The sequence below is a fragment of the Spiroplasma sp. DGKH1 genome (assembly GCF_040940205.1).
Taxonomy (GTDB): Bacteria; Bacillota_I; Bacilli_A; order Mycoplasmatales; family Mycoplasmataceae; genus Spiroplasma.
This window is the reverse complement of record NZ_JASTWG010000001.1, coordinates 98929-123341: the sequence shown is the minus strand read 5'-3', so window position 1 is coordinate 123341 and position 24413 is coordinate 98929. Positions and strand designations below refer to the sequence as shown.

Here is a 24413-nt window from a genome sequence, read left to right as displayed (position 1 = left end):
AAAATTAAGCAAATGAGAAAAGAGGGAAGTTATGCGAATTACATTAGCGGGAGTAGTAGGGGTTGGAAAATCAACGATTAGTAAAATGCTTGGCGATAAATATAACTATGTAGTAATGGATGAACCAGTTGAAGAAAATCCATATTTAGATGAATACTATGCTGATCCCAAAAATATGGCGTTTAAAATGCAAGTTTATATGGTGATGGCTCGTAGTAAACAGTTAAAACAAGCTAAAATTGAGCCAAATATTATTTTTGACCGGAGTGTCTTAGAAGATATTATCTTTGTGGATGTTCTTCACGAACTAGGTTATATGAACATGACTGATTACAAAGTTTATCGGGAGTTTTATGATATTGTAGTTTTACAAAGTTTATACCTAGATGAAACCATTAAACCAGAGTTAGTAGTTTACTTACGAATTTCACCGTTTGGGGCCATGAACCGGATTAAGCAACGGGGAAGACCAAGTGAACAAACCGTCAGCCCTGCTTACTGAGAGTTATTAAATAAAAAATATGAAGAATGATACCAACGAAATAAGGATAAGTTTAATTTTTTAGTTATTGATGCGGAAGATAAAACTCCTAATGAAATTGTTGATATTATTTCCGAAAAAATTGATCAGAATCAAAAATAAAAAACTGTAATTATTTACAGTTTTTTAGTAATAAATCCTAGTTTACGCTTGACCTAGTCCTTTTTCTTTTCAGATTTGCATTACTTTTTCTTTGCCTTCAGTTTCAAGAATTGTTTTATATTCTAAGTAACGATCTTGACATTCTTTAATTTCTTTAAGGGCTTGTTCAACACCACTTCAACCATTAATCCGAACTTCTTTTTTTTGTAATGCTTTATATTGCAAGAAGAAATTTTCAATTTCATCGCGCAAATGTTGGGGCACATCTGTTAATGTTTGGTAATGTTTAAATCGGGGATCACTATCCACCACTCCAAATAATTTGGTATCAATTTCGCCATTATCAATCATGTTAATTGTTCCTAACACCCGGACGTTGATTTGACACCCTGGAACAGTTGGATAGGTAATTAATGAAATTACATCTAACGGATCACCATCCCAGTCTAAAGTATTTTCAATAAATCCATATTCCCCGGGATAAAAATTAGCACCATATAATACCCGGTCTAAAATAATACGGCCCGTTTGACTATCATATTCATATTTATTGCTTGATCCTTTAGGAATTTCCACAATTACTGGCAGCACATTATTTTTACTCATCTTAAAATTTCCTTTCTTTTTTATTTTCTTATATTAATATAACATATAAAATTATTAGTTGGATAATATTTTGGAAATTTAACGACTAGTAGGGTTATTTTTAATTTCACTCATTTCTATTTCTTCCTGGGCCTGTTTTATTTCTGTTTTAATTTCGTTAAGTTTTTTCCCATTTTGATTTTTTGCTATTTGCATTTTTTCTTGCCTTGTTGTTAAAACATCCATTTCAATTTGCTCAGTTACTTGCTTTTCTTCAGTTATTTTTAACTTATTAGCAATATCAATTTCATTGAGTTCTTCTAAATTTGGTGATTGTTTTTTTCTGGCTGGTGTTTGTTTCGGTTTTACTCACTTAAAAACATCATCACTAGATGGAAGATTACAAAAATCAAAATCTGCAATTTCAATCCCTTGTTTTTGTTTATTTGGCAAAATCATTTTTTTTATTTTTGTAGGAATTATAGAATTTAAAATAGATGTATTTGCTTTAGCAAAATAAATATTGCGTGGATTAATTTTTAAGCGATATTGTATTGTTTTAATTTTGAAACCAAGTGATTTTATTGCTACATTTAAATCTTCTTCAAAAATTTTTTTAAAATTAGTTATTTCTTGTTGTGATAAATGATCAATAATTTTATCAAAAAGTAAGTTAATTTTAATTTTTTCGGATTCGATTGTTAGTGCAGTTGGTACCATTTCTTTAATTTCGCTTTGAAGTGACTCAATTTTCTTTTGAAATGAATAAAGACTAGCTAATTTTTCTTGTTTTTCTTGACTAGTTTCTCCTAATAAAGGGTCATGAGCATTTTTTGTTAAATCTTCTTGTAGAACATTAATTTCTTTTAAAATATTCTTTAAAATAATATTTAAAAATTTTTGATGAGTTTCTTTTATTGCATTAGTTAGTTCTTGGTTATTTCTAATTTCTAATGATGAAAACTTTATTATAATATTTTGTAATTCTTGTAAGTTGTTAAATTGCATTGGTTGCTGTTCCTTTCATGATTTGTAAAACTTTGATTAATAACTATTCCATTTTCTTTTTAATTAGATATAATTTTAGTGATTAAAAAAGTGAGGAATTTAAGATGAGAGGATTATTGAAAAATAGTTTTCGGTTAGAAACAAAACGAATCGCGGCCATGGCAATTATTGTTGCGTTATATGTGCTATTTTCTTGAATTAGTAAGGTGGCTAATTTAAGTATTTTTTCAGTGGCTCCGTTCTTAAAAATTGAATTTACTGACTTTATCTGTTTATTAGCAGTCCGAATTATTGGAATTGTTTATAGTAGTTTATTAGTAATTAGTGTAAGCTGATTACGAATGGCCTACTTAGGGGATGGTCCAATTGATGTTTTTGCCTTAATGCTGGCCGATTTAATTTTTATTTGGATTTTCTTAGTTGGGGATTTTTATTTCCGCCAAATAATTAATAAATTTGTTAAAGGCAAAAACGAAAAAGGATATGACTATTTAATGACAAGTATTGCTATTATCTTTAGCATTATTTGTACAACATTCTTAATGACATTTTTTAACTGGTTATTTATTTATGATATGTATGCAAAATTTATGAACTATCAACCAAGTGATATTGCTTGGTTTAAAAGTATTTTAGTATCAATTGTGATTCCGTTTAATTTAATTAAGTTTTCAATTAATGGGGTCATTTTTATGGCAATTTATCGGGCAATTGTGTTAATTGAACATCAATTTAAATTAAATTACCAATTAATTCCAGCCAAACCAAAAACTAATGACAATTCAACCTTATATCTTGATTATGATCTTAGTGAAGAATTGTTCTTTTAAAAGTAGTTAATTATTAACTACTTTTTTAATTAAAAATAGTTTTTCAAATTGTTACGTTGCGATTTAAGGGATCTCTATGTTAAATTTAGCTATCAAGACTTAAATTTCCGTTAAAATAGTCAGTCAGAATTCTAGTTTCATATCCTAGTAGAACTAAATATCTCTGAAATAAAAAATACCTAACAAAAAAAGCTTTGTTAGGTATTATATATACTCAAATATTTAATTCTAAAAAAATTATAACATATTTTTTTATTTAAAATGATTAGCAAAATTATTTTTTTTATTTTCTACCCACAAAATATCTACTTAAAATATCCTAATTTTGCTTGAAAAAATGAAAATAATTGTGATAATATAAATAAGGTTATGCCCACGTAGCTCAGTAGGATAGAGCATGCGCCTTCTAAGCGTAGGGTCGTGAGTTCGAATCTCTCCGTGGGTGCCATTTAAATTTAATTGAAAAAGCACAAATTAAATCCTATCCACATTAGTTAAAAATTAATGTAAATAGGGTTTTTAATTTATTTTTTTAATTATATAATTTTAGTAGAAATCCTAGGAGTTTAAGAAGATGGAAAAATCAAATAATTATTATGATGAAATTTTAACGGAACTTGCTGATCTCTTAAAAGAAGGTGATTATGAAGCAGTTTATTGAAAAACTCGCAATGAATTAGAAATGCCCTATATTCCCCAGCAAGTTGAAACAAAATTAGTTGAATTTTTTAAACAAGCAAATGCGGTCTTGAATGAGCAAACTAATCGGAAATTACCAGCAAATTTATCCTTAGCGGAGATTGAAAATATTTTATTAAATTCGATGGATGAAGAAAATCATTTAGTTGCTTTTCATTATTTAAAAAACTATAATGCTCGCCAAATTCTCCCCACAATTAGGAAATATTTAATGAATAATCTTTATCGCAACGGGTCAAAAATTCATTTATTATATGTCTTAAAAGAACAAAATATCGATGAAAATTTCCAAGTAACTAAAACAAATGGCACCTTCATGTTAAATCCCACAAAAATTCAAGATTTTTGTACTCACCACCAGGTTAAAAAAATTCAAAAATTATTAGACCAGTATGTTTATAATGATAATCCTAGTTTATTCAATGTTTGTTTATATATTTTACAAAATTATTATTATGCGCTCTATCCATTTTTTATTGATAATAATGAAGTTGCTGATCTCACTTGCGCAATTATTTATAAAGGTCATTTACTTCAATTTGATGATATCCAAATTGAAACAATTGCTGAACAGTTAAATTGCTCAGTGGCAATTGCGAATAAATATTTAGAATTATTTGAAATTGAACAAGTTCTGTAAAAAATAATAAATTTAGCGGATATAAATTATAGTTTTTGTTATAATGATAAATGTGTTAAAAAGGTAGGTATTAAAGATGAAATTTAAAGCAGAAAAAAATTTAGATAAAGGAATTGGAAAATGAATTGTAACTGTTGATGGTAACGAATGAGCAGAGGTGGTTAAAAAAGCTGAACAAAAGGCAACTAATGAAATTGAAGTCCCTGGTTTTCGTAAGGGAAAAGTCCCTGCTGACTTGGTGAAAAAGCATTTAACCGAAGCAAATATTTTAAATGCAGCACACCGCTTAGTTGTTAATAAAGCTTATCAATTTGCCTTTGCGCAAAAATCAGATGTTGAACCATTTAATTCCCCAACTCCTGCAGTTAAAAAATTAAGCAAAACAGAATATGTTTTAGAATTAGAATTTGATTTAAAACCAGAAATTAAAATTAATAAATACACTGGATTTAATGAGTTAAAAAAAGAAAAAGTAGTTGTTAAAAAAGAAGATATTGATCGAAGCATTGACCAGTTACGTGACAAGTTTGCAATTTTTAAAGCTAAAACAACCCCAATTGCCAAGGGTGATACTGTTATCTTTGATTTTGAGGGATTTATGGATGGAAAACCTTTTAAAGGGGGAAAAGCAAGTGATTTTACGTTAGAAATTGGTAGTGGTCAATTTATTCCTGGCTTTGAAGAAGCCATGATTGGTTTAAAAACTGGTGATCACCATGATATAAATGTTACTTTCCCCGCTGACTATCAAGTGGAAGAATTAAAAGGAAAACCAGCTGTATTTAAACTAAATATTAAAGAAGTTAAGGAAAAAGAACTACCCGAATTAAATGATGAATTAGCAAAAGATGTTAATTTAAAAGGAATTGATACTTTAGCGAAGTTAAAAGAACATGTCGAAAATAATCTACAAGAACAACTAATGAAGCAAGAACAAGACCGTTTTATTGGACTATTATTTAGAGAAATTGCCAAAGATTCAGCCTTATCAATTCCAGAATCAATTATTCGTAAGGAAGCCAACCAGTTAAAACATGAATTTGAACAAAAATTACAAGCGCAACAAATGGACATTAAAACTTACAAAAAAAGAACGGGGTTAACTGAAGAAGACATTAATAATGAATTATTCAAAGATGCTAAAAACCGTTTAGAAAATGGTGTTATTGTTGATGCTGTCAAAGCAGAGCAAAAATTTGATGTTAGTGCCGAAGATATTGATAAAGAATATGATAAATTAGGAAAACAATTTGGAATTGATGGCAAAACTTTAAAAGAAGCCAAATTAGTAACTGAAGACCAAATTAAAGACCAAGTAATTCATGATAAGGTTTTTGAATACTTATATAATAATAATGGTCAATAAAAGAAAACTTTTAAAATTTTAGCACTTATGTATTGCAAGTGCTAATTTTTTTGTTATAATCTTTTTATAGTGGAAATGTATCTTAACTATTGACTTTTATTTTATGATAGTTAACATATATACAAGTAAAAAACATTTATAGGAGGTGTTTAAAAATGGCAGAACCAATTAACCAATCAACAGAAACAACCCAATTAAAGAATGTTCCTGTGTTAGTTACTAGAGGTAGTTATATTTTTCCAGGTTTTGAACAAGTTTTAGAAGTGGGGAGAGATAAGTCAATTTTAGCGGTTAACACAGCGAATAAGGAATTCGATAACCATATTGTGTTAGTTAGTCAAAAAAAACCACTAGAAGATGACCCAAAATTATCAGGGATTTACCGGATTGGAGTCTTAGCAGAGTTAAAAATTCGGAAAGTGTGAGAAGATGGTAGTTTAACAGTTAACTTTAAAGCCGTTGATCGTGTTAAATTGTTAGATTTACGCGAAGGGGAATATTATACTGCTGATATTGATATTTTAAAATCAGTAATTAAATCAGAAGATAAAATTGTAGAAAAAATTACAAGCAATATTAAACAATTAATGGAATTGCAAGATATTTTACCGGAAGATTTATTAGAACAAATCGGTGATTCCGTTGATGGTAATGAAGTTGTTGACACCATTGCCCAATTCTTACCATTTATTCCAGTTGCTAAAAAACAAGATATTTTAGAAGAATTGGATGTTGAAAAAAGATTACAAATTATCTTTGACCATTTAGTTAATAAGCAACAAGTTAGTGATATTGATAACAAAATTAGTAAAAAAATTAAAGAACGTGTTGATGAACAACAACGTGAGTACTATTTACGTGAAAAATTAAAAGCAATTAAAGATGAATTAGGTGAATTCGATGATGCGGCAGACGAAATGAAAGTTTACAAAGAACGACTAGAAAAAGAACCGTTCCCAAAAAACATCAAAGAACGCATTGAACAAGAAATTGCTCGCTATGAATCATTACCACAAGCTTCAAGTGAATCAAATATTATTCGTACTTACATTGACTGAATGATGCAAATTCCATGGTGAGAACGTACCGAAGAAAAAAATGATCTAAAATATGCGAAAGAAATGCTGGATAAATATCACTTTGGATTAGATAAAGTTAAAGAACGGATTATTGAATATTTAGCTGTTAAAACAATGACTAACTCCCTAAAAGGTCAAATTATTTGTTTAGTTGGCCCTCCTGGTGTTGGAAAAACTAGTTTAGCGAAATCAATTGCGGAAGCAACCGGACGGAACTTTGTCAAAGTGGCCCTAGGTGGGGTTAAAGATGAATCAGAAATTAGAGGTCACCGGAAAACATATATTGGGGCAATGCCTGGGCGAATTATTCAATCAATGAAACGGGCAAAAACAATTAACCCCTTATTCTTGTTAGATGAAATTGACAAAATGTCTTCTGACTATCGTGGTGATCCCGCTAGTGCAATGCTAGAGGTTCTTGACCCTGAACAAAATGCAACTTTCTCAGATCATTATATTGAAGAAAACTATGACCTTGGAAATGTTATGTTTATTGCAACAGCCAACTACTATGATAATATTCCCGAAGCATTAATTGACCGGATGGAAATTATTCAATTATCTTCCTATACGGAATTAGAAAAATTCCATATTGCAAAAGATTATTTAGTACCAAAAGTATTAACTAATAATGGTTTAGCTGATGGTCAGTTAATTTTCAATGATGATGCAATTAATGAAATTATTAAGCATTATACAAGAGAAGCAGGAGTTAGACAGTTAGAACGTGATTTAAACGCTGTTGCTCGTAAGTTTATTGTTAAATTCTTAAATAAAGAAATGACAAACTTAACAGTAACTCCGCAGGTAGTTAATGAATTATTGGGAAAACGTCGTTTTGAACATACCGAAGCAGAAAAAGAATCACAAATTGGAGTCGTAACTGGTTTAGCTTATACCCAATTTGGTGGGGACATCTTACCAATTGAAGTTAATACCTTCCTAGGAAAAGGAAACTTTGTGTTAACCGGAAAACTAGGAGATGTGATGAAAGAATCAGCTTCGATTGCGTTAGACTATGTTAAAGCAAATGCTGAAAAATATAGTATTGATCCCAAATTCTTTGAAACCCATGATGTTCATATCCATGTTCCGGAAGGAGCAGTCCCAAAAGATGGCCCTTCAGCGGGAATTACTTTAACAACCGCAATTATTAGTGCATTAAGTAACCGTCCTGTTTCAAAAGACATTGGAATGACGGGGGAAATTACCTTGCGTGGTCAAGTGTTACCAATTGGGGGATTACGAGAAAAATCAATTTCAGCAAAACGAAGTGGTTTAAAAACAATCTTAATCCCAAATAAAAACTTAAAAGACTTAGATGATATTCCAAAAGAAGTGCAGGATACTTTAAAAATTATTCCCGTGGCAACTTATGATGAAGTCTTTAAAAATGTCTTTGGAAAATTAGACTAAACTCACAAAAGAACAAGAAATTGTTCTTTTTTACTTTATCAATAAAAATGAAAAATTTTGGTAAACATCTTGATTTTTAGTGGGAAAGGACTAGAATATAAGTATAAGAGAAGGGAGATGAAGAAGATGTCAGCATCAGATTCACAAATCACAAATTTAGTTAATATGCTAGACGGATACATGGGAAAAGGAGGACACCACTTAAACGTTAACGTTTTAGACCGTGCGGTTTTAAGAGATGCCCAAGCACATCCTGAATTATATCCACAGTTAACAATTCGTGTTTCAGGATACGCCGTTAACTTTGTAAAATTAACTAAAGAACAACAAGAAGATGTTATTTCAAGAACTTTCCACGAAGGAATGTAATAAAAATTAAGCTATTAATTAAATAAAACAATCAACGTGAGGAGTTGATTGTTTTATTTTGAATAATTTAGTCCTATTTTATTTTTTAATAAAAGGGATATAATAATTATGGAAAAGAGGGAGAGCATGTCAAAGGTGACTGGATATTATAGTAGTTTTGAGTCTTTTGGCGCGGTTGATGGACCAGGGTTACGACTAGTTTATTTCTTACAAGGATGTCCGTTAAGATGTAAATATTGTCATAATCCAGAAACACAGGAGGTAAATAAGGAAAAACCAATTTCGGTCGAAGAAATTCTTGATCATTATGAACGAACAAAAGAATTTTATGTCCATGGTGGTTTAACAATGTCGGGGGGAGAACCCTTAATGCAGTTAGACTTTATTATTGAATTATTTACCACCGCCAAAGCGCGCGGGATTCATACGGCGGTTGATACTTCCGTATGTACTTTTAGTACTAATGAAGTAATTTTAAATAAGTGAAAAGAGCTGGTTAAAGTGTGTGACTTATTTATTTGTGATATTAAAGAAATTGATAGTGTTCGGCACAAAGCATTAACCAGATTAGGAAACGAAAATATTTTACAAGGAATTAAGTGGTTAGATGACAATGGGGCAACAACTTGAATTCGTCATGTCTTAGTCCCAGGTTATACTGATACGAGAGAAAATTTATTAGGGATTGGTAATTTTATTAAGGATTTAAAACATATGGAAAAATTTGAAATCCTCCCATATCATAATATGATGATTCCCAAATATAATAATTTAAATCGTAAGTTTGAATTACCAGAGGTTGTCCCACCCACTCGTGAATATTGTCGCGAGTGTCTAAAGATCGTCCAAGAAGGGATGCATCGTAAATAAAAAAATAGATAATTTTATTTTAAAATGGTAATTATTTCCATTTAAAATTGTCAAAATTTACCAAAAAACTATATCAATGTTATAAATATTGTAGTATAACTATATTGATGGAGATATTTTTACAAATTAGGAGGAAAACCAAAAGATGGAAAACAAAAAAATTGAAGCATTAATTACGAAAGTTAGTGCTGCCCAAAAGCAATTTGCAACTTATAATCAAGAGCAAGTTGATAAAATTTTTCATGCTGCTGCAATTGCTGCCAATAAAGCTCGGATCGAATTAGCAATTGATGCTGTTAATGAAACAAACATGGGTATTGTTGAAGACAAAATTATTAAAAACCATTATGCTGCTGAGTATATTCATAATAAATACCGTGATATGAAAACAGTAGGTGTGTACGAAGAAAATTTAGGATTAGGATACCAACTAGTATATGAACCAGTGGGGGTCATTGCGGCTGTTATTCCAACCACAAATCCAACGGCGACGGCAATTTTTAAAACATTAATTGCCTTAAAAACAAGAAACGGGATTATTATTTCGCCCCACCCAGGAGCAAAAAATTGTACCATTAAAGCGGCGAAAGTTGTTTTAGATGCCGCTGTAGCTGCGGGAGCACCCAAAGATATTATTGCGTGGGTGGAAGATGCTCAAATTCAAGATACCACTGATTTAATGGCAGCGGCTGATCTAATCTTAGCCACTGGGGGACCAGGAATGGTTAAATCAGCTTATTCTTCAGGAAAACCAGCCTTAGGAGTGGGAGCTGGAAACTGTCCGGCAATCATTACTGAATTAGCTGATTTAGATGTCGCAACTTCTTCAATTATGCAATCAAATACTTTTGATAACGGGGTTATTTGTGCCACTGAAAACTCAGTAATTGTGTTAGAAAAAGTGTATGACAAAGTTGTCAAGTTATTTGAACAAAAAAATGGTTATGTGATGACCAAAAAAGAAGACTTGGATAAAGTTCGCAAAGCAATGTTTAAAGAAGGAAAATATGGGATTTTAAACCCTGCTTTAGTAGGGCAAACTCCCCAAACAATTGCCAAAATTACCGGGGTAACAATTCCAACCAACACGAGATTAATTTTATGTCCGGCTGAAAAATCAAGTCATGATGAACCATTAGCCCATGAAAAATTATCAACATATGTTGGTTTATATAAAGCAAAAGACTTTAACCATGCGTTAGCAATCGCCAAAGACTTATTAACAATGGGACCAGGGCATACTGCTAGTTTATGAACGGATGAAATTAAAGGGAAAGCCGAGATTGACTTATGACGTGATTCTTTAAACGCCGGAAGAATGGTTGTTAACATGCCATCATCATTAGGAGCCGTTGGTGATATGTACAACTTCCAATTAGCACCCTCATTTACCTTAGGATGTGGAAGCTGAGGGGGAAACTCAACTTCAGTTAACATTGGGCCCCAACATTTATTAAATACTAAAACTGTCGCAGTAAGGAGAGAAAATATGCAATGAATGAGATTACCAGAACGCATTTATCATAAATTTGGATGTTTACCATTTGCGTTACAAGATCTAAAAGAATGAAATTGTAAAAAAGCTTTTATTGTAACTGACCCGGTAATTAACGAATTATACGGCCAAAAAGTTACATCAGTGCTAGAACAATTAGGAATTAAATATGATGTGTTTGCCGATGTTGAACCAAACCCAACGTTTGCCACAACTGAACGGGGAGTTAAATCAATGAAAAACTCGCGTCCCGATGTGGTAATTGCCATTGGGGGAGGAAGTGCGATGGATGCGGCCAAAATGATTTGGTTATTAGAACAACATCCGGATGCTAAATTTGCTGACCTAGCAATGACCTTTAATGATATTCGCAAAAGAGTTGTGAAGTTCCCCACAATGACAAACGGGGTTAAATTAGTATGTATTCCCACAACTTCGGGAACCGGTTCAGAAGTAACACCATTCTCAGTTATTACCGATGATAAAACTCATATTAAATATCCGCTAGCGGATTATGCCTTAACTCCGCACATGGCAATTGTGGACCCTGAGTTAACATTAACCGTGCCGAAAGGGGGAACTAATGCTCCAGCGTTAGATGCAATGACCCACTTGTTTGAAGCTTATGTTTCAGCTTTAGCAACGGATTATACTGACCCTTATTGTTTACAAGGAATTAAAACAATCTTTACTTATTTACCAGATGCTTACCATAACGGTAGCAGTGCTGTTAAAGCACGTAGTAAAATGGCAGATGCCGCAACTCAAGCCGGAATGGCCTTTGCCAATGCGTTCTTAGGACTAGTGCACTCAATGAGTCATAAAATTGGAGGAGAATTTGGTGTTATCCACGGGGCAGCAAACTCAATTTTATTACCATATGTAATTCGTTATAATGCAGCAACTTTATTAGAAGGGGGTAAACAAACTTACTTCTCACAATATACAGTTGCTAATGCGCTAGAACGCTATGCCGAAATTGCTCGTTACTGTGGGATTAAAGGAAGTAGTGATGCGGAATTAGTTGATAACTTAATTAGTAATGTGCAAAAATTATCAAAAGATGTTGAATTAGTTAGTTCATTTAAAGAATATTTTGAAAGATACCAATTAAATGTTAGTGAAAAAGACTTCTTAGCAGCCTTAGACAAAATGTCTCAAGATGCGTTTGATGACCAATGTACACCAGCTAACCCCCGTATTCCATTATTAACTGATATTAAACAAATCTACTTAGATGCCTACCATGGTAATCCCGTGCAGTCATTAAAAAAATAGGAGTTTTTAAAAAAGTCAAAACAAATTTTGACTTTTTTTATTTTGTTATTTATTTTCTGGGTATCTTGTATTTTATAATAAAACGAGTTAAGATAGTTAAGACAATAGCGAGAATGAGATATTACCAAGGAGAGAGATTATGAAAAAGTTACTAACCTTTTTTAGTGCCGTTATTTTGAGCAGTACTCCGGCTAGTTTGCTGAGCGGTTGTCACAATTTTCATGCGGATAACACCATTAAGATTGATAATTTTAATTGCAATCTGACCCCCGTTGAAGTGGCAATTGATCAAAATGCCAATCCGGCAATTACTAATTATGCCATGGGGGTCAATGATAATGCCCATGCTGTTCCCCTTAAAAATATTGTTTATTTAACAGCCCAGGGACAAGTTAACATTTATCGTCAAGAAATTGATGTTGTAAACCACTGGTTAGCTGACCAGTTAAATTTATTAAATAATTTTAAAAATAAGTTAGCTATTCGGAACAACGTTTTTTATTCATTTGTTCCTAATTTTTTACCACCAACCCAATTATCATTCCCAACTAATTTGGCAACGGTTAACACCAATTTAAGGCATTACCGGGGATATTATACTGATGTTGTTTTCTTTAATATTAAGTTTTTACAAGTGGAAGGATTATTACAACCATTACAACCAAGTGATGTGGTCTTAAAATATCAAATTCAAAAAGTTAAAATTACAAATTTAAAATATGGTAATCTTAAAATTCCATCTTGATCAGTAATTCCAGGGGAAATCAAAACAAAATCATTAGCAATTAAGGTATCAGGTTAACAACTTAGTTATTAAAGTTCTAAAATTATGTCGGTAGATTTAATAATAATTATATTTTTTCCTAATTTTTATCTTGTTTAATATAAGAATTAGAATATAATTATACTTAAGGAGGATTTTTATATGGCATTAATTAACAATAAGAAACCGACTTTTGTATCAATTGATTTAGGAACAGCATTTACACTTGTTTACATTTCAGGAAGTGGAATTGTTTATAATGAACCCTCAATTGTTGCTTACAAAATAAAAGAAAATCGAATTATTGCTGTTGGAGCCGAAGCATATAAAATGATCGGAAAAGGTAACAAATCAATTCGAATTGTCCGTCCAATGGTTGACGGAGTTATCACAGATATTAGAGCAACCGAAGCCCAATTAAAATATATTTTTAACCGTTTACATGTCTCAAAACAATTAAAAGGATCAGTAATGTTACTAGCTTGTCCTAGTGTAATTACAGAATTAGAAAAAAATGCCTTGAAAAAAATTGCTACTAACTTAGGAGCTGACCGTGTCTTTGTTGAAGAAGAAGTTAAAATGGCAGCCTTAGGTGGGGGAGTTGATATCTATAAACCTAATGGAAACTTAGTTGTTGATATGGGTGGAGGAACAACTGATGTTGCGGTGTTATCATCTGGAGATATTGTGTTATCAAAATCAGTTAAAGTTGCTGGTAACTACTTAAATGATGAACTTTTAAAATATGTTCGTAGTCAATATGGATTAGAAATTGGAATTAAAACTGCGGAAATGATTAAAATTGAAATTGGTAGTTTAGCAAAATATCCCGATGAACGAAAAATGAAAGTATATGGTCGAGATGTTGTTTCTGGTTTACCACGCGAAATTGAACTAGTTCCCGAAGAAATTCGTGAAGTTCTAAAAGTTCCAATTTCTCGTATTATTGATTTAACAGTTCAAGTTTTAGAAGAAACACCACCCGAATTAGCGGGAGATATTTTTCAAAACGGGATCACCATTTGTGGTGGGGGTGGTTTAATTAAAGGAATTGCCACTTACTTTGAAGATACCTTACAACTACCAGCTAAAATTGGTGAACAACCATTGTTGGCAGTTATTAATGGAACAAAAAAATTTGAATCTGATATTTATGATATTATGCGCCAAGAACATATCAAAAACAAAGAATTAGATTATTAAAAAATAATAATTTAAAAACTATGTTGTTTAATAAAAAAATGAATTCTAAAAGAGAATTCATTTTTTATATCGCGATTATCTATTATTAGAATCGTTGTTTGATAATCAAGACCTGAAACGATTACTAATATTGCTTGCAGTGGTACTAGTGGAAGCTAAGGATGAAAGGGATCCACTTAAATTTTTATTTAGTTTACTAGCATTTACTTTATAATCTTTAATATTATTTAATATCTGCATTACTTTTAATGATAATTTTTTTTCAATTTGTGATGAGGGATTTAGGACATTTAGCATATTTTGATTTAACATCTTACCAATTTCTTTTAGAAGTTGATATTTGCCTGCTGTTATTAAATTTTTAATAATTTCTTGTGAATCATTAAAACTTTGATATTCCTTAAATAAGGGTGTCGAATTAAGTTTTAAATTTATATCTGTAGTATCTTGAATAATTACTGGTTTATTCTTATCGTTCTCTCAATCTTGGGTACTTTTTTTCCCCACTTGATCAAGAACATTTGAATAAGGTTCACACGCTTTTATTATGGTTAATAGTGCATATTTAATAATTTTATTTATAGTTTCATCATCATTAATTTTATTATGAAGATCTATATTTTTAGTTGAAATAATTAGTTGTGCCCAGGCTTTAAAACCATCTATTTTTTTATTTTTAAATTCTTTTTTGTACTTGACATATTCATCATGAAAATCAGTTTTTGTTTTCCATTTCTGCTCAATTTTTCAACTTTCTAATTCTTTTAGATAATTTTCAATAAAATCATCTTTAATGTCAGAACTTATAACATTAGTTCTCAGGTCGCTTATTTCTTGTTCTAATTTTGCTATCTTTTGTATTAAAATTTCTTTGTCTATTTCTTTATTTTTTTCTATTTTATTGTTCATATAATTTCAAACAGATTCAAGCATTATCGTTTGAGTATGGTTAAATGTTCCTGTTCCATCGAAATTAAGCACCGCTTTAAATAAACTATCTTTATTGGAAGCAATGGTTTCTAAATTATCAATAAAGTTCTTCATTACTTCATAATTTTTTTCTAATTCTAGTTTTTCTTCTAGTTCTCTTATTTTTTCGTGTTCTTCATTACTTTTTTGTAGAGCTTCTTGGTGAATTATTTTTTCTTTTTCTAGTTCTGCTTTTAGTTTTGTTATTTCGTTTTGGTGTTGTTCATTACTTTCTTGTAGTATTTCTTGGCGTTTTTTTTGTTGTATTTGTAGTTCTTTTTCTAGTTTTCTTTTTTCTAATTCTAGTTCTGCTTTTAGTTTTGTTATTTCGTTTTGGTGTTGTTCATTACTTTCTTGTAGTATTTCTTGGCGTTTTTTTTGTTGTATTTGTAGTTCTTTTTCTAGTTTTCTTTTTTCTAATTCTAGTTCTGCTTTTAGTTTTGTTATTTCGTTTTGGTGTTGTTCATTACTTTTTTGTAGTGCTTCTTGGCGTTTTTTTTGTTGTATTTGTAGTTCTTTTTCTAGTTTTCTTTTTTCTAATTCTAGTTCTGCTTTTAGTTTTGTTATTTCGTTTTGGTGTTCTTTATTACTTTCTTGTAGTGTTTTTTGGTAAATTGTTTGTTGTATTTCTAGTTCTTCTTTTTGTAATTCTAGTTCTGCTGTTAGTTTTGTTATTTCGTTTTGGTGTTCTTTATTACTTTCTTGTAGTGTTTTTTGGTAAATTGTTTGTTGTATTTCTAGTTCTTCTTTTTGTAATTCTAGTTCTGCTGTTAGTTTTGTTATTTCGTTTTGGTGTTCTTTATTACTTTTTTGTAGTGCTTCGTGGCGTTTTTTTTGTTGTATTTGTAGTTCTTTTTCTAGTTCTCTTATCTTGTTTTCGTGTTCTTCATTACTTTTTTGTAATGTTTCTTGATGATTTTTTTGTTGTATTTGTAGTTCTTTTTCTATTTCTCTTTTTTCTTTTTCTAGTTCTGCTTTTAGTTTTGTTATTTCGTTTTGGTATTGTTCATTACTTTCTTGTAGTATTTCTTGATGATTTTTTTGTTGTATTTGTAGTTCTTTTTCTAGTTCTTTTAGTTTATCAGTTCCAATTTCAACTTCTTTTTTGTATTTTTCTATGACTACTTCTAGTTTTTTGTTTAATAATATATTTAGCTCGTTATTATTTTCATTTAATTTTGCGATTAAACCAAAAATTTGTTGAGCATTTTTTTTACAAAAAAGTTGGACTAATGAATTAATGTCAGAAAATAGGGACATTTCTCCTTTAGAAGCTATTTGGTCATCATCAAGTTTTTCTAATTTTAAGTTATTGGAAATTAATTCATCAATTAAAATCTGGATTGTGTCTAATAGATTAGATGCTATATATTTTTGGCCATTGGAATTTAATGATTCTAGATTAAAGGCCTCCAAATGCATATCAATTTTATTTCAATCAATAAGAAGGTTATGATAGGGGATAGTATCAATATTTTCAAAACCAATTGTTTTTCCCAAATGATTTAAGATGGCATTATCATTATTAAATTCATTTATTTTTAAATTTAACTTGTCGTGGTTTTTGATAACTGTATTTGTTATTTCGTAAAAAATAGCGTTAATATCTTTTAAAATCTCTATTATGATTCGGTCGAAACTATATTGTTCATCATTTTCAATTTCAGTTTTATTTTTTAAAATTATTTCATAAATTGTTTCTTTTTTACTAATAATTTTTTGTTGGATAAACCTTATTTTTTCAATGATTTCATGGCCTTTATTTTTAAAGATTGAATCTTGAATTTTTTCGTTTTGCACGTCAAAAATTTCAGATTTTATTTGATGCAAAATTTCATAAGGGATCATAAATGAATTAGAAAAATTATCTTTTTTAAATATTCCATCAGGATTATTAGTATCATAAAGTTCAGCAAAATATCTTAAATAACTTAATGAATTAATTTTATTTGTACATTCATAGTATTTTTGAATGATGTCATAAGATGGTAATTTGTTTTGAAGACTAGTAGATGACATTTCAAAAGTTGCTGATTCATTATGTTTAGTAATTTTGTCTAAATTTTTAATAATTAAATTTCTAGGGTTAATTGTAGGGGTTTCATTATTTATTAATCCAACTGCCTTCAAAAAATCTATTTCAAAGTATGATATATCAGTTTTAATTTTTTGAAGAATTTTTTTAGCAAAATCACCATTGGTAAATTTAAGCAAATATATTTTGGGACCAAAATAATTAAATAATCTCATAAATTCATGATTGTACTTTGACTTTAATAAATAATGATATTGGTATCATTTATTTTTTGAATCATCATCGTTATTTTCTAATGTACTAGCCTTAGATACTAAAAAATCTTTATAAAAAGCATTTGTTGTCGCAATATGTTCTTCATTATTTTTAAACATATTTTGCAAAAATTGTTCTAAATCAGGATAATCTTTTAATAAAGTTCTTTGTTCTGCTTCAAGATTTTCAATTAATGTTGTATAAAAGGCAGGTTTTTTTAAATTACTCAATCGCAAGGTTAATAATTCATCTTCTTTTTCTTTAAAAGATATATCATTTTTATCAAGAGAGTCATTCTTAATAAAATTATCAATTATAGAATAACCAGTTTGATATCAATGGTGAAAGCTTAATTGATTAGCATTTAAAATATCAAATTCTTTAAAAAATTTTTGAGGTAAACTTCTTTCTTTATAAAATGCATAACGATATTTACTTTGTTTCTGCGAACTATTTTTCTTTTGTATTAGTTTATTCTTATCTTCAAAAAAATTTTGCTGCTCTATAAGTTCCTCAAGTTTATTGTCAAATTCGTTGAATTTTTTTATTCATTTTGGTGGGTTGGTTTGGTCATAGATTGGAATAATTTGGCTAGTATGGTCTTCAATAGATTGAGTAGTTATTGCTAGTTTTGCAATAATATTTTCACATTTTTTTTGATCATTAGGAATTATCAGGTGAATAAGATTTGTATAATTTTTATTACATAGTATTATTGATTCTAATAACTTGTCTTCATTTTTTTGTAATATGTTAAACTGGGACTCAATAGCGAATCGGTTAATATTATTGGTTTCACCCATTTTTATTTTTATTAAAAGATTTTGTAAGATAAAGGTTTGCGTTTTTTGATAATTGATAATAAATTCTTTTAAATTATTTCAATAACAAGTTTCCAAGTGATTAATTAGTTTTTCTATCATTAAATCTTTGGCAGGTGTTTTAAGGATTTGCTGGCAGATATTGTTAATAGTAGCTAAATCAAAGCTTTTAAAATCTTCCAAGTCTATATTTAACGCGGGAATGAATGTTATATAATTAGTTAATAATTCATATTGCTCAGTTATTGATTTTTTATTTTCTAAAATTTGAGTCATTTCTGTTATTTTTTTTATTAATTCATCTTTTTCTGGAATCATTAAATATTTATAGACTTCTGTAATATGATGTTCTTGAATTAGGGCTAGATCAGTAAGATATTGCAAATATCTAACTGATTCAAAAATTTCCTGGTCACTATTTTTAATAAAATCTTCAATTTCAGCAATTTTCTCATTTAGATTTTCATTTTTTATACTAAGATTAGCGATAGTGTTTAATTCATCATTTATCATAGCATTTATTTGCTGATAGTTTTGTAATGAATACTTGTCATCTTTTGCCACCCAAGATTCTAAGTGACTACGTAAGTTAGTAAGGATTTTTTGGCGGATATTAATTGGTCAAAATTTTAAACTTTCAAGTTCAAAATCCATTGTTTCATCAGCAGGGTTATTTTTTGCAGCTTGGTTATCTACCAATTTATATAAGTTTTTGGGAATTGCATCATAATAGTTTTCTTTTAAAAAAAAGTTAAAGTTCTCCACTGCTAATATCATGAGTTGTGTATTTGAAATGTTTCCTTTTAATGCTTCTAATTCAGTTAAATCAAAATGTTCTGTTGGTTCGATTCGATTGACATGTTCTTTCCCAATCATAAATTCAGCCATATCAAAGCGTAGATTTTTTAATCAAGTTGTTAAGGTTTCTATTATTTGTTTCAAAATTATAAGAATATTAGTTAATAAATTAACAATTTTTGAGTTTTTCTTTTGTTTCATTTCTAACTCAAGTTTAATTAGTTTTTTTTGGTAAGATTTAAGATTTGTTAAAGTTTCGTTTAAATCCTCTGCTGTAATATGATAGTTTTTATCTTGTAAAATGTTCTCTATTTTTACAATATCGTTGCTTAGTTTTTCATTTTCTTTTAATTCATCGTTATATCTTTTCATTTCCTTCAAAAATTCATCATAAGCAAAGATAAAATTTTCATTGTCAATAATTTCCGGATGTTCTTGATAAAGGATTATGTTTTCTGTAAAATTCTTAATTTTTTCTTGTTTTACTTCATAATATGTTTTCATGTTAAAGTTTCCTAATTGTCTTTCTATTTTTTCTAAATAAATAAAAAGGCCGTAAAAATATTGCTTACTTTTACGGCCTTTGTGTGCTCTAATATGTTTTCATTTGTTTATAAATGTGAATAATTTATTTATTCGCTACAAGTATATCAAATAATTAAAATAGTAATAAAAAACAAGAGTAATTATATTTAAACAAGTTTGATGTTTGAAGTTAATTAATATTCAATGTCGTAAAAAAGGCTAATTTTATCAGGTTTTTTAAAATACTTCGCATTTTTTACTTGCTTTTTCAATTATTTTTAATTATACTAATTCTTATATAAAGGAATTATTTAATAAATTTAAATAAATGATATGCCAATAAATTAGATATCTAAATTTACTTTAAATTATAATTCATTTTGAGTTTAAAGTAATTTTAGCAATATCCTTTTATTTAAATTAAGAGGACCACGATGCCTTTATCAAGTTTATTATTTAATATCTTTTGAAAAGAAAGGAGTATTTTAAAAAAATGAAAAACTCTGCGAAAACTGAAAATACAACAGTTAGTGGTGAAAAAAAGAAGTTTAGTTTGCAAGAGTTGGTATGATTAGGTTTTAACTATACTTGTGGAATTGCTTTTACTTCGGTTTATGCAACGCTAATGATATCATCGGAAAAACATGATGGGTTATTTTTAGGAATGCACATGATTTGAATCTTTTTAATTGAAGGATTAGTGGCGGGAACTTGTGCCTGAGCTTTTAATAAATTATCGCGTGTACACCCAGCTGGAAACGGGGCCGCTTATATTTATGTGCGTAGTAATTTTGGGAAATTTTGAGGTTGATTTATTTCTTTTTTACAATATACTACCTTACCAATTATTGTTACTTCGCAAATTGTCTCAATGATTAGATTAAACTTTGTAGGATCAGGAACCTTTTTAGATACCAAAGATAGTTTAGGAAATTGAGCTAATTTAACATGAGATGCGGTTGGAGTCTTTGTCTATATGTTAGTTTCATGTACGTTATTTTTAGGAATGAAAATGTTAAAACGCTATTTAAATGCTTCAAGTTATATTAAATGGGGTTCAACCGCATTATTATTTATTGCCTTAATTGCAATGTTTGCCTTAAATGGTACTTCCGCATGAGATTTAAATGCTAGTAGTAAATATACCCAATTAAATCCTAGCAATTTTTCAAGTGCTTTTACCTCGTGTTTCTTTTTCTTCCTTGGATTTGAAACATATGCGACAATTGGGAAAAATGTTAAAAACCCCGAACGAAATATCGGACGTAGTATTATTTGAACAATGTTATTATCAACCATCTTTTATGTGGTGGTAACCGTTTTAATGCTAGGAGCGATTGGGGGAGAATTTAGTAATAACCCTAATTTGCAAGTCTTTCGATTATTAGGTGATCACGCTGGAAGTTGACTATATTATATTGGTGTTATTATTATGTTAATTTGTACTGTTTCCTTAAAAGCAAATGCGGCAATGCAAAATGCCTTATATTCAGGGTCAATTTTAGAACCTTTTGCCGTAGAGGGGATTTTTCCAGCTAAATACCAAGAATTAACAAAAGATAACATTCCGTTTCGTGCTTCATTTTTAAACTTAGTAATTACCTTAATTTTTGCCATCATTTGGTTATTTATTCCTGATATTATTCAGGGAGCGACGGGAGGCGACTCGGTCTTCTCCTATGCCGCAATTGTTGGTGAAGCCTCATTAATTATGATTATTATTTATGTTTTTGTAATTGCGACGGCTTTAAAACTAGGATTTACTAAAAAAATGAAAGTAACAATTTGAGAAATGATTGCGTGAATGTTAGTATTTGTTTTCTTAATTTGACAATTTATTCAATTCTTTATTGATTTAGGAAAATCATATGATAGTGCCATTGCCCAGTTAGGGACCAAGGATTCAGCCGCGGGTGTAGCTGCGCTGGTTTCAAATACCATTGAAGTTGCTTACATTCTGGCGATGATACTTTTTGCAATTATTTGATACTTTGTTTATTACATGCCTAAATACAAAGCAAGATTACAAAAAGATCCAACTATTCAACAAGCATTAGATGCGCAATTTGTAGTAGTTGATGATTGACACTATGTAATGAAAGAAATTCAAGATGAATTAGATAACTATTTAGTTCGGAACAAGGCAATTCATCAGAACCAAGATAATGAAAATCTTCAAGATGCGCTTCATATTCGGGAAGAAGCACTTGCCTTAGAAGGCGATTTACGTGAAGAATAATTACCAACTTAGGGAGATAATATAGTTTTATTATCTCGCTCTTTTTTTACTAATTATTAAATAGAAAGGAATTAAAAATGGAAAAAAAAGGATTTTGGACAAAAATGAAATTCTGGTCCAAAACAACAAAACCGGAAAAAAGTAAAATTAGTTTGGCGGAACTAGTTTGAATTGGGTTTAACTACACCTGTGGAATTGCCTTTCCAATGTCATTTATTTCAATATATTACTGACAAACTGGGGGGTTAGGCCTACATATTTTATGAATTATTTTATTAGGGGCCTTAATGGCTTGGGGGAGTGCTTGAGCGTTTGCCAAGTGTAGTAAAGTCTACCATGATACTAATGGTGGGGCTTATGTGTATGTCCGTGGAGTCTTTGGCCGTTTTTGTGGTTGGTTAATTGGTTTTATCCAATATATTACCTTACCTTCAACAATTATTGTTACCATTATTTCCATGTTTCGAACTAATTTAGACCAACTACCAATTTTTGCGTGAGCACCAAAACGATGGGAAAACCTAATTATTGATAGTATTGGAATCTTAATTTATGCTCTCGTTGCTAGTTGTATGTACTTTGGAATGAAAGGTTTTCGCTGATTTGTTAATTTATCGGGAATTATTAAATGAGGCTCAACTATTTTCTTAATTATTTGTGCCATTATTTTAATGGCCCAAAATGGTCATCTTGCTTTTAACGAAGCCGCCCAGGGAACGAAAAATTTATCCTTTACGGTCGATAAGTTTAATAATGCTTTTAGTAGTTTCTTTTATTTCTTTGTTGGTTTTGAAACATTTATTGTCGTCGCCAAAAATGTTAAAAATCCGCAACGAAATTTTGGCCGCGGAATTCTTATTATTTTAGCAATTGCAACAATTTTTTACTTAGTAGTAACCGTCTTTATTATTGGCGCTATTACCGAGGCTGGTATTAACCATAATGGTTGAAGCTCAGGAACAAGTAATTATAATCCAAATAATGTTGTGGCGGGGGTTGCTGGTACCACTGGCATGGTAATTTTAGTCATTTGTACTTTATCATTAAAATTAAACGGTGCCATGCAAAATTCCTTATATTCAGGAGGAATGATTGAACCCTTAGCAAAAGAAGGATATATTAGTGAAAAGCTAGCTGTCTTAGATAAAGAAAATATTGCAATGCGTGCAAGTACTGTTAACTTAATTATTACAATTATTGCTTGTATTATTATGTTAGTAATCCCTGATGCGATTGGTTCGGGCTTTGATTTTGGAACTGTCTTAGGATTTTCAACAAATATTACAATTGTTATTTATATTTTTGTGTTAGCAGCATGTTGTGTGATGGGCTTTCGTCGTCAGTTAAAAATTAAAGTTTGAGAATGAATTTTATTTAGTGTTACTTTTATTTTTTTAACAATCCAGTTTATTATTTTTAATTACCAAATGATTACAACGATGATTAATGAAACTGGGGCCACATTAGCTGCCACTTTGATTGAATTTTTAATGTTCTGGTTCTTTGTTGCGGTGGCGGTGGCGTGGTATTTTATTTATTATATGCCAAAACTACGTGATCGGTTAAAAAATAATCCGACTTTCCAAGCCCAACTAGATGCTGAATTTTTGCCAATGACAGAACAAGAAGCAGCGCAGCACTTACTAAATGAAAGTGCGACGGAATTAAAACAAATTGCAATTATTGAAGAAGAGACGAAAAGTGTTACCACTTAAATTATAAAATTTACCAGGTTTTAAAGTTAGAATCTTGGTAAATTTTATTTACTATTCAGTTTGTTAAGATATAATATTAATAAGAAAAAGGTTAGTATTAACTAGCGGTTAGATTCATCATAGAAACTAAAACTTATGGGAGGTTTATTTTAAATGTCAAATTTATTTGGAAACTCAATGACAATGAATATTATTTTAGTTGTGATTGTGGTAGCAGTTATTATTTTTGCGGTAGTTTCGTCGGTAATGGGGAAAAAAGCCCAAAAATTAGAGCGGGAAAAACGGAAAAAACAGGTAAAAGATAAAATTAAACAATATATTAAAGAAACTGATAACCGTAAAAATTTACGCTTAGAATATGAAAAAGTTATTGCCCGCAAAGGGAAAGAATATAAATACCGTGATATTTTTGATGTAATTGTTGATATTTACGAGGCAAAAACAAATAATTTTTTAGAGCAAAAAGCGTTTGAAATTGAGGGAATTTCAAAAAAAATTAGTAAAAAACAATATGAAACAACATGAACTGTTAACCAAGAAATTGATTTAGAAGAAGCTAAACGCCGTATTAATATTATTGAAAAGAAAGTTAAGTTAACAAAAGAAGAAAAAAAAGCCCAAAAAGAACAAACCAAAAAAGAAATGGAACAACAACGTCAGGAAATGTTGAAAAAACGGGAAGAAGAACGCAATTTACGAAAAGCTGGTAAAAAAACTGCAGGCAGTGGTCATCCCGAAGATAAACCAAAACCAAAAGTTGAAAAATTTGTGCCCCGCAAATAAAAGTAAATTCAAACTTGAATTTATTTTTT

At 29.9% G+C, this 24413-nt stretch carries 16 protein-coding genes and 1 tRNA gene; 14 read left to right on the top strand and 3 right to left on the bottom strand.

What is annotated here, in order from left to right; genetic code table 4:
* The first annotated feature begins 31 nt into the window (after nt 1–31).
* Entirely contained in the window at nt 32–643 is a 612-nt protein-coding gene (locus QPK10_RS00520; protein ID WP_368486100.1) for a deoxynucleoside kinase, read from the top strand.
* A 42-nt stretch (nt 644–685) separates the two neighbouring features.
* Here the strand turns inward: QPK10_RS00520 and QPK10_RS00515 are convergent, their stop codons facing one another.
* Nucleotides 686–1249 (bottom strand): inorganic diphosphatase, encoded by a 564-nt coding sequence (locus QPK10_RS00515; RefSeq protein WP_368486099.1) that lies wholly within the window; start codon nt 1247–1249, stop codon nt 686–688.
* Between the two features lie 78 nt (nt 1250–1327).
* Nucleotides 1328–2236, bottom strand: a complete 909-nt coding sequence (locus tag QPK10_RS00510) for a hypothetical protein (protein WP_368486098.1) — start codon at nt 2234–2236, stop codon at nt 1328–1330.
* Between the two features lie 104 nt (nt 2237–2340).
* Here QPK10_RS00510 and QPK10_RS00505 point away from each other — a divergent pair, with 104 nt between their 5' ends.
* The 10 genes from QPK10_RS00505 to QPK10_RS00460 all read left to right on the top strand — a co-directional run bounded on the left by QPK10_RS00505 (nt 2341) and on the right by QPK10_RS00460 (nt 14244).
* Nucleotides 2341–3066, top strand: coding sequence for an ECF transporter S component (locus QPK10_RS00505; protein ID WP_368486096.1), 726 nt, complete (start codon nt 2341–2343; stop codon nt 3064–3066).
* Between the two features lie 371 nt (nt 3067–3437).
* Nucleotides 3438–3514 (top strand) — tRNA-Arg (locus tag QPK10_RS00500).
* A gap of 126 nt (nt 3515–3640) precedes the next feature.
* Complete coding sequence (locus QPK10_RS00495; protein WP_368486095.1) at nt 3641–4405, top strand: DUF3196 family protein; 765 nt, start codon at nt 3641–3643, stop codon at nt 4403–4405.
* 76 nt (nt 4406–4481) lie between these two features.
* A complete protein-coding gene (gene tig / locus QPK10_RS00490) occupies nt 4482–5771 on the top strand; it encodes a trigger factor (protein WP_368486094.1) in 1290 nt (429 codons plus the stop codon).
* Between the two features lie 155 nt (nt 5772–5926).
* The gene (lon, locus tag QPK10_RS00485; RefSeq protein ID WP_368486093.1) at nt 5927–8266 is read left to right on the top strand and encodes an endopeptidase La; all 2340 of its coding nucleotides are present in this window, start codon (nt 5927–5929) and stop codon (nt 8264–8266) included.
* A 126-nt stretch (nt 8267–8392) separates the two neighbouring features.
* Nucleotides 8393–8635, top strand: coding sequence for a glycine radical domain-containing protein (locus tag QPK10_RS00480; RefSeq protein WP_368486092.1), 243 nt, complete (start codon nt 8393–8395; stop codon nt 8633–8635).
* A 126-nt stretch (nt 8636–8761) separates the two neighbouring features.
* The gene (gene pflA, locus QPK10_RS00475) at nt 8762–9505 is read left to right on the top strand and encodes a pyruvate formate-lyase-activating protein (RefSeq protein ID WP_368486091.1); all 744 of its coding nucleotides are present in this window, start codon (nt 8762–8764) and stop codon (nt 9503–9505) included.
* 145 nt (nt 9506–9650) lie between these two features.
* Nucleotides 9651–12278, top strand: a complete 2628-nt coding sequence (gene adhE, locus QPK10_RS00470; RefSeq protein WP_368486090.1) for a bifunctional acetaldehyde-CoA/alcohol dehydrogenase — start codon at nt 9651–9653, stop codon at nt 12276–12278.
* Nucleotides 12279–12417: 139 nt separating this feature from the next.
* Nucleotides 12418–13080 carry a hypothetical protein gene (locus QPK10_RS00465; RefSeq protein ID WP_368486089.1) on the top strand — a complete coding sequence of 221 codons (663 nt, stop codon included), beginning with the start codon at nt 12418–12420 and terminating at the stop codon, nt 13078–13080.
* 123 nt (nt 13081–13203) lie between these two features.
* On the top strand, nt 13204–14244 hold the full coding sequence (locus tag QPK10_RS00460) for a rod shape-determining protein (RefSeq protein ID WP_368486088.1): 1041 nt from the start codon (nt 13204–13206) through the stop codon (nt 14242–14244).
* A 75-nt stretch (nt 14245–14319) separates the two neighbouring features.
* On the opposite strand, the gene QPK10_RS00455 is transcribed toward QPK10_RS00460, so the two are convergent.
* Complete coding sequence (locus QPK10_RS00455) at nt 14320–19626, bottom strand: hypothetical protein (protein WP_368486087.1); 5307 nt, start codon at nt 19624–19626, stop codon at nt 14320–14322.
* Between the two features lie 514 nt (nt 19627–20140).
* On the opposite strand from QPK10_RS00455, the gene QPK10_RS00450 reads away from it, so the two are divergent.
* From QPK10_RS00450 to QPK10_RS00440, 3 genes are all read left to right on the top strand, one after another.
* Nucleotides 20141–21886 carry an APC family permease gene (locus QPK10_RS00450; RefSeq protein WP_368486086.1) on the top strand — a complete coding sequence of 582 codons (1746 nt, stop codon included), beginning with the start codon at nt 20141–20143 and terminating at the stop codon, nt 21884–21886.
* A gap of 77 nt (nt 21887–21963) precedes the next feature.
* Nucleotides 21964–23601 (top strand): APC family permease, encoded by a 1638-nt coding sequence (locus tag QPK10_RS00445; protein WP_368486085.1) that lies wholly within the window; start codon nt 21964–21966, stop codon nt 23599–23601.
* Between the two features lie 153 nt (nt 23602–23754).
* The gene (locus tag QPK10_RS00440; RefSeq protein ID WP_368486084.1) at nt 23755–24384 is read left to right on the top strand and encodes a hypothetical protein; all 630 of its coding nucleotides are present in this window, start codon (nt 23755–23757) and stop codon (nt 24382–24384) included.
* Nucleotides 24385–24413 lie beyond the last annotated feature (29 nt).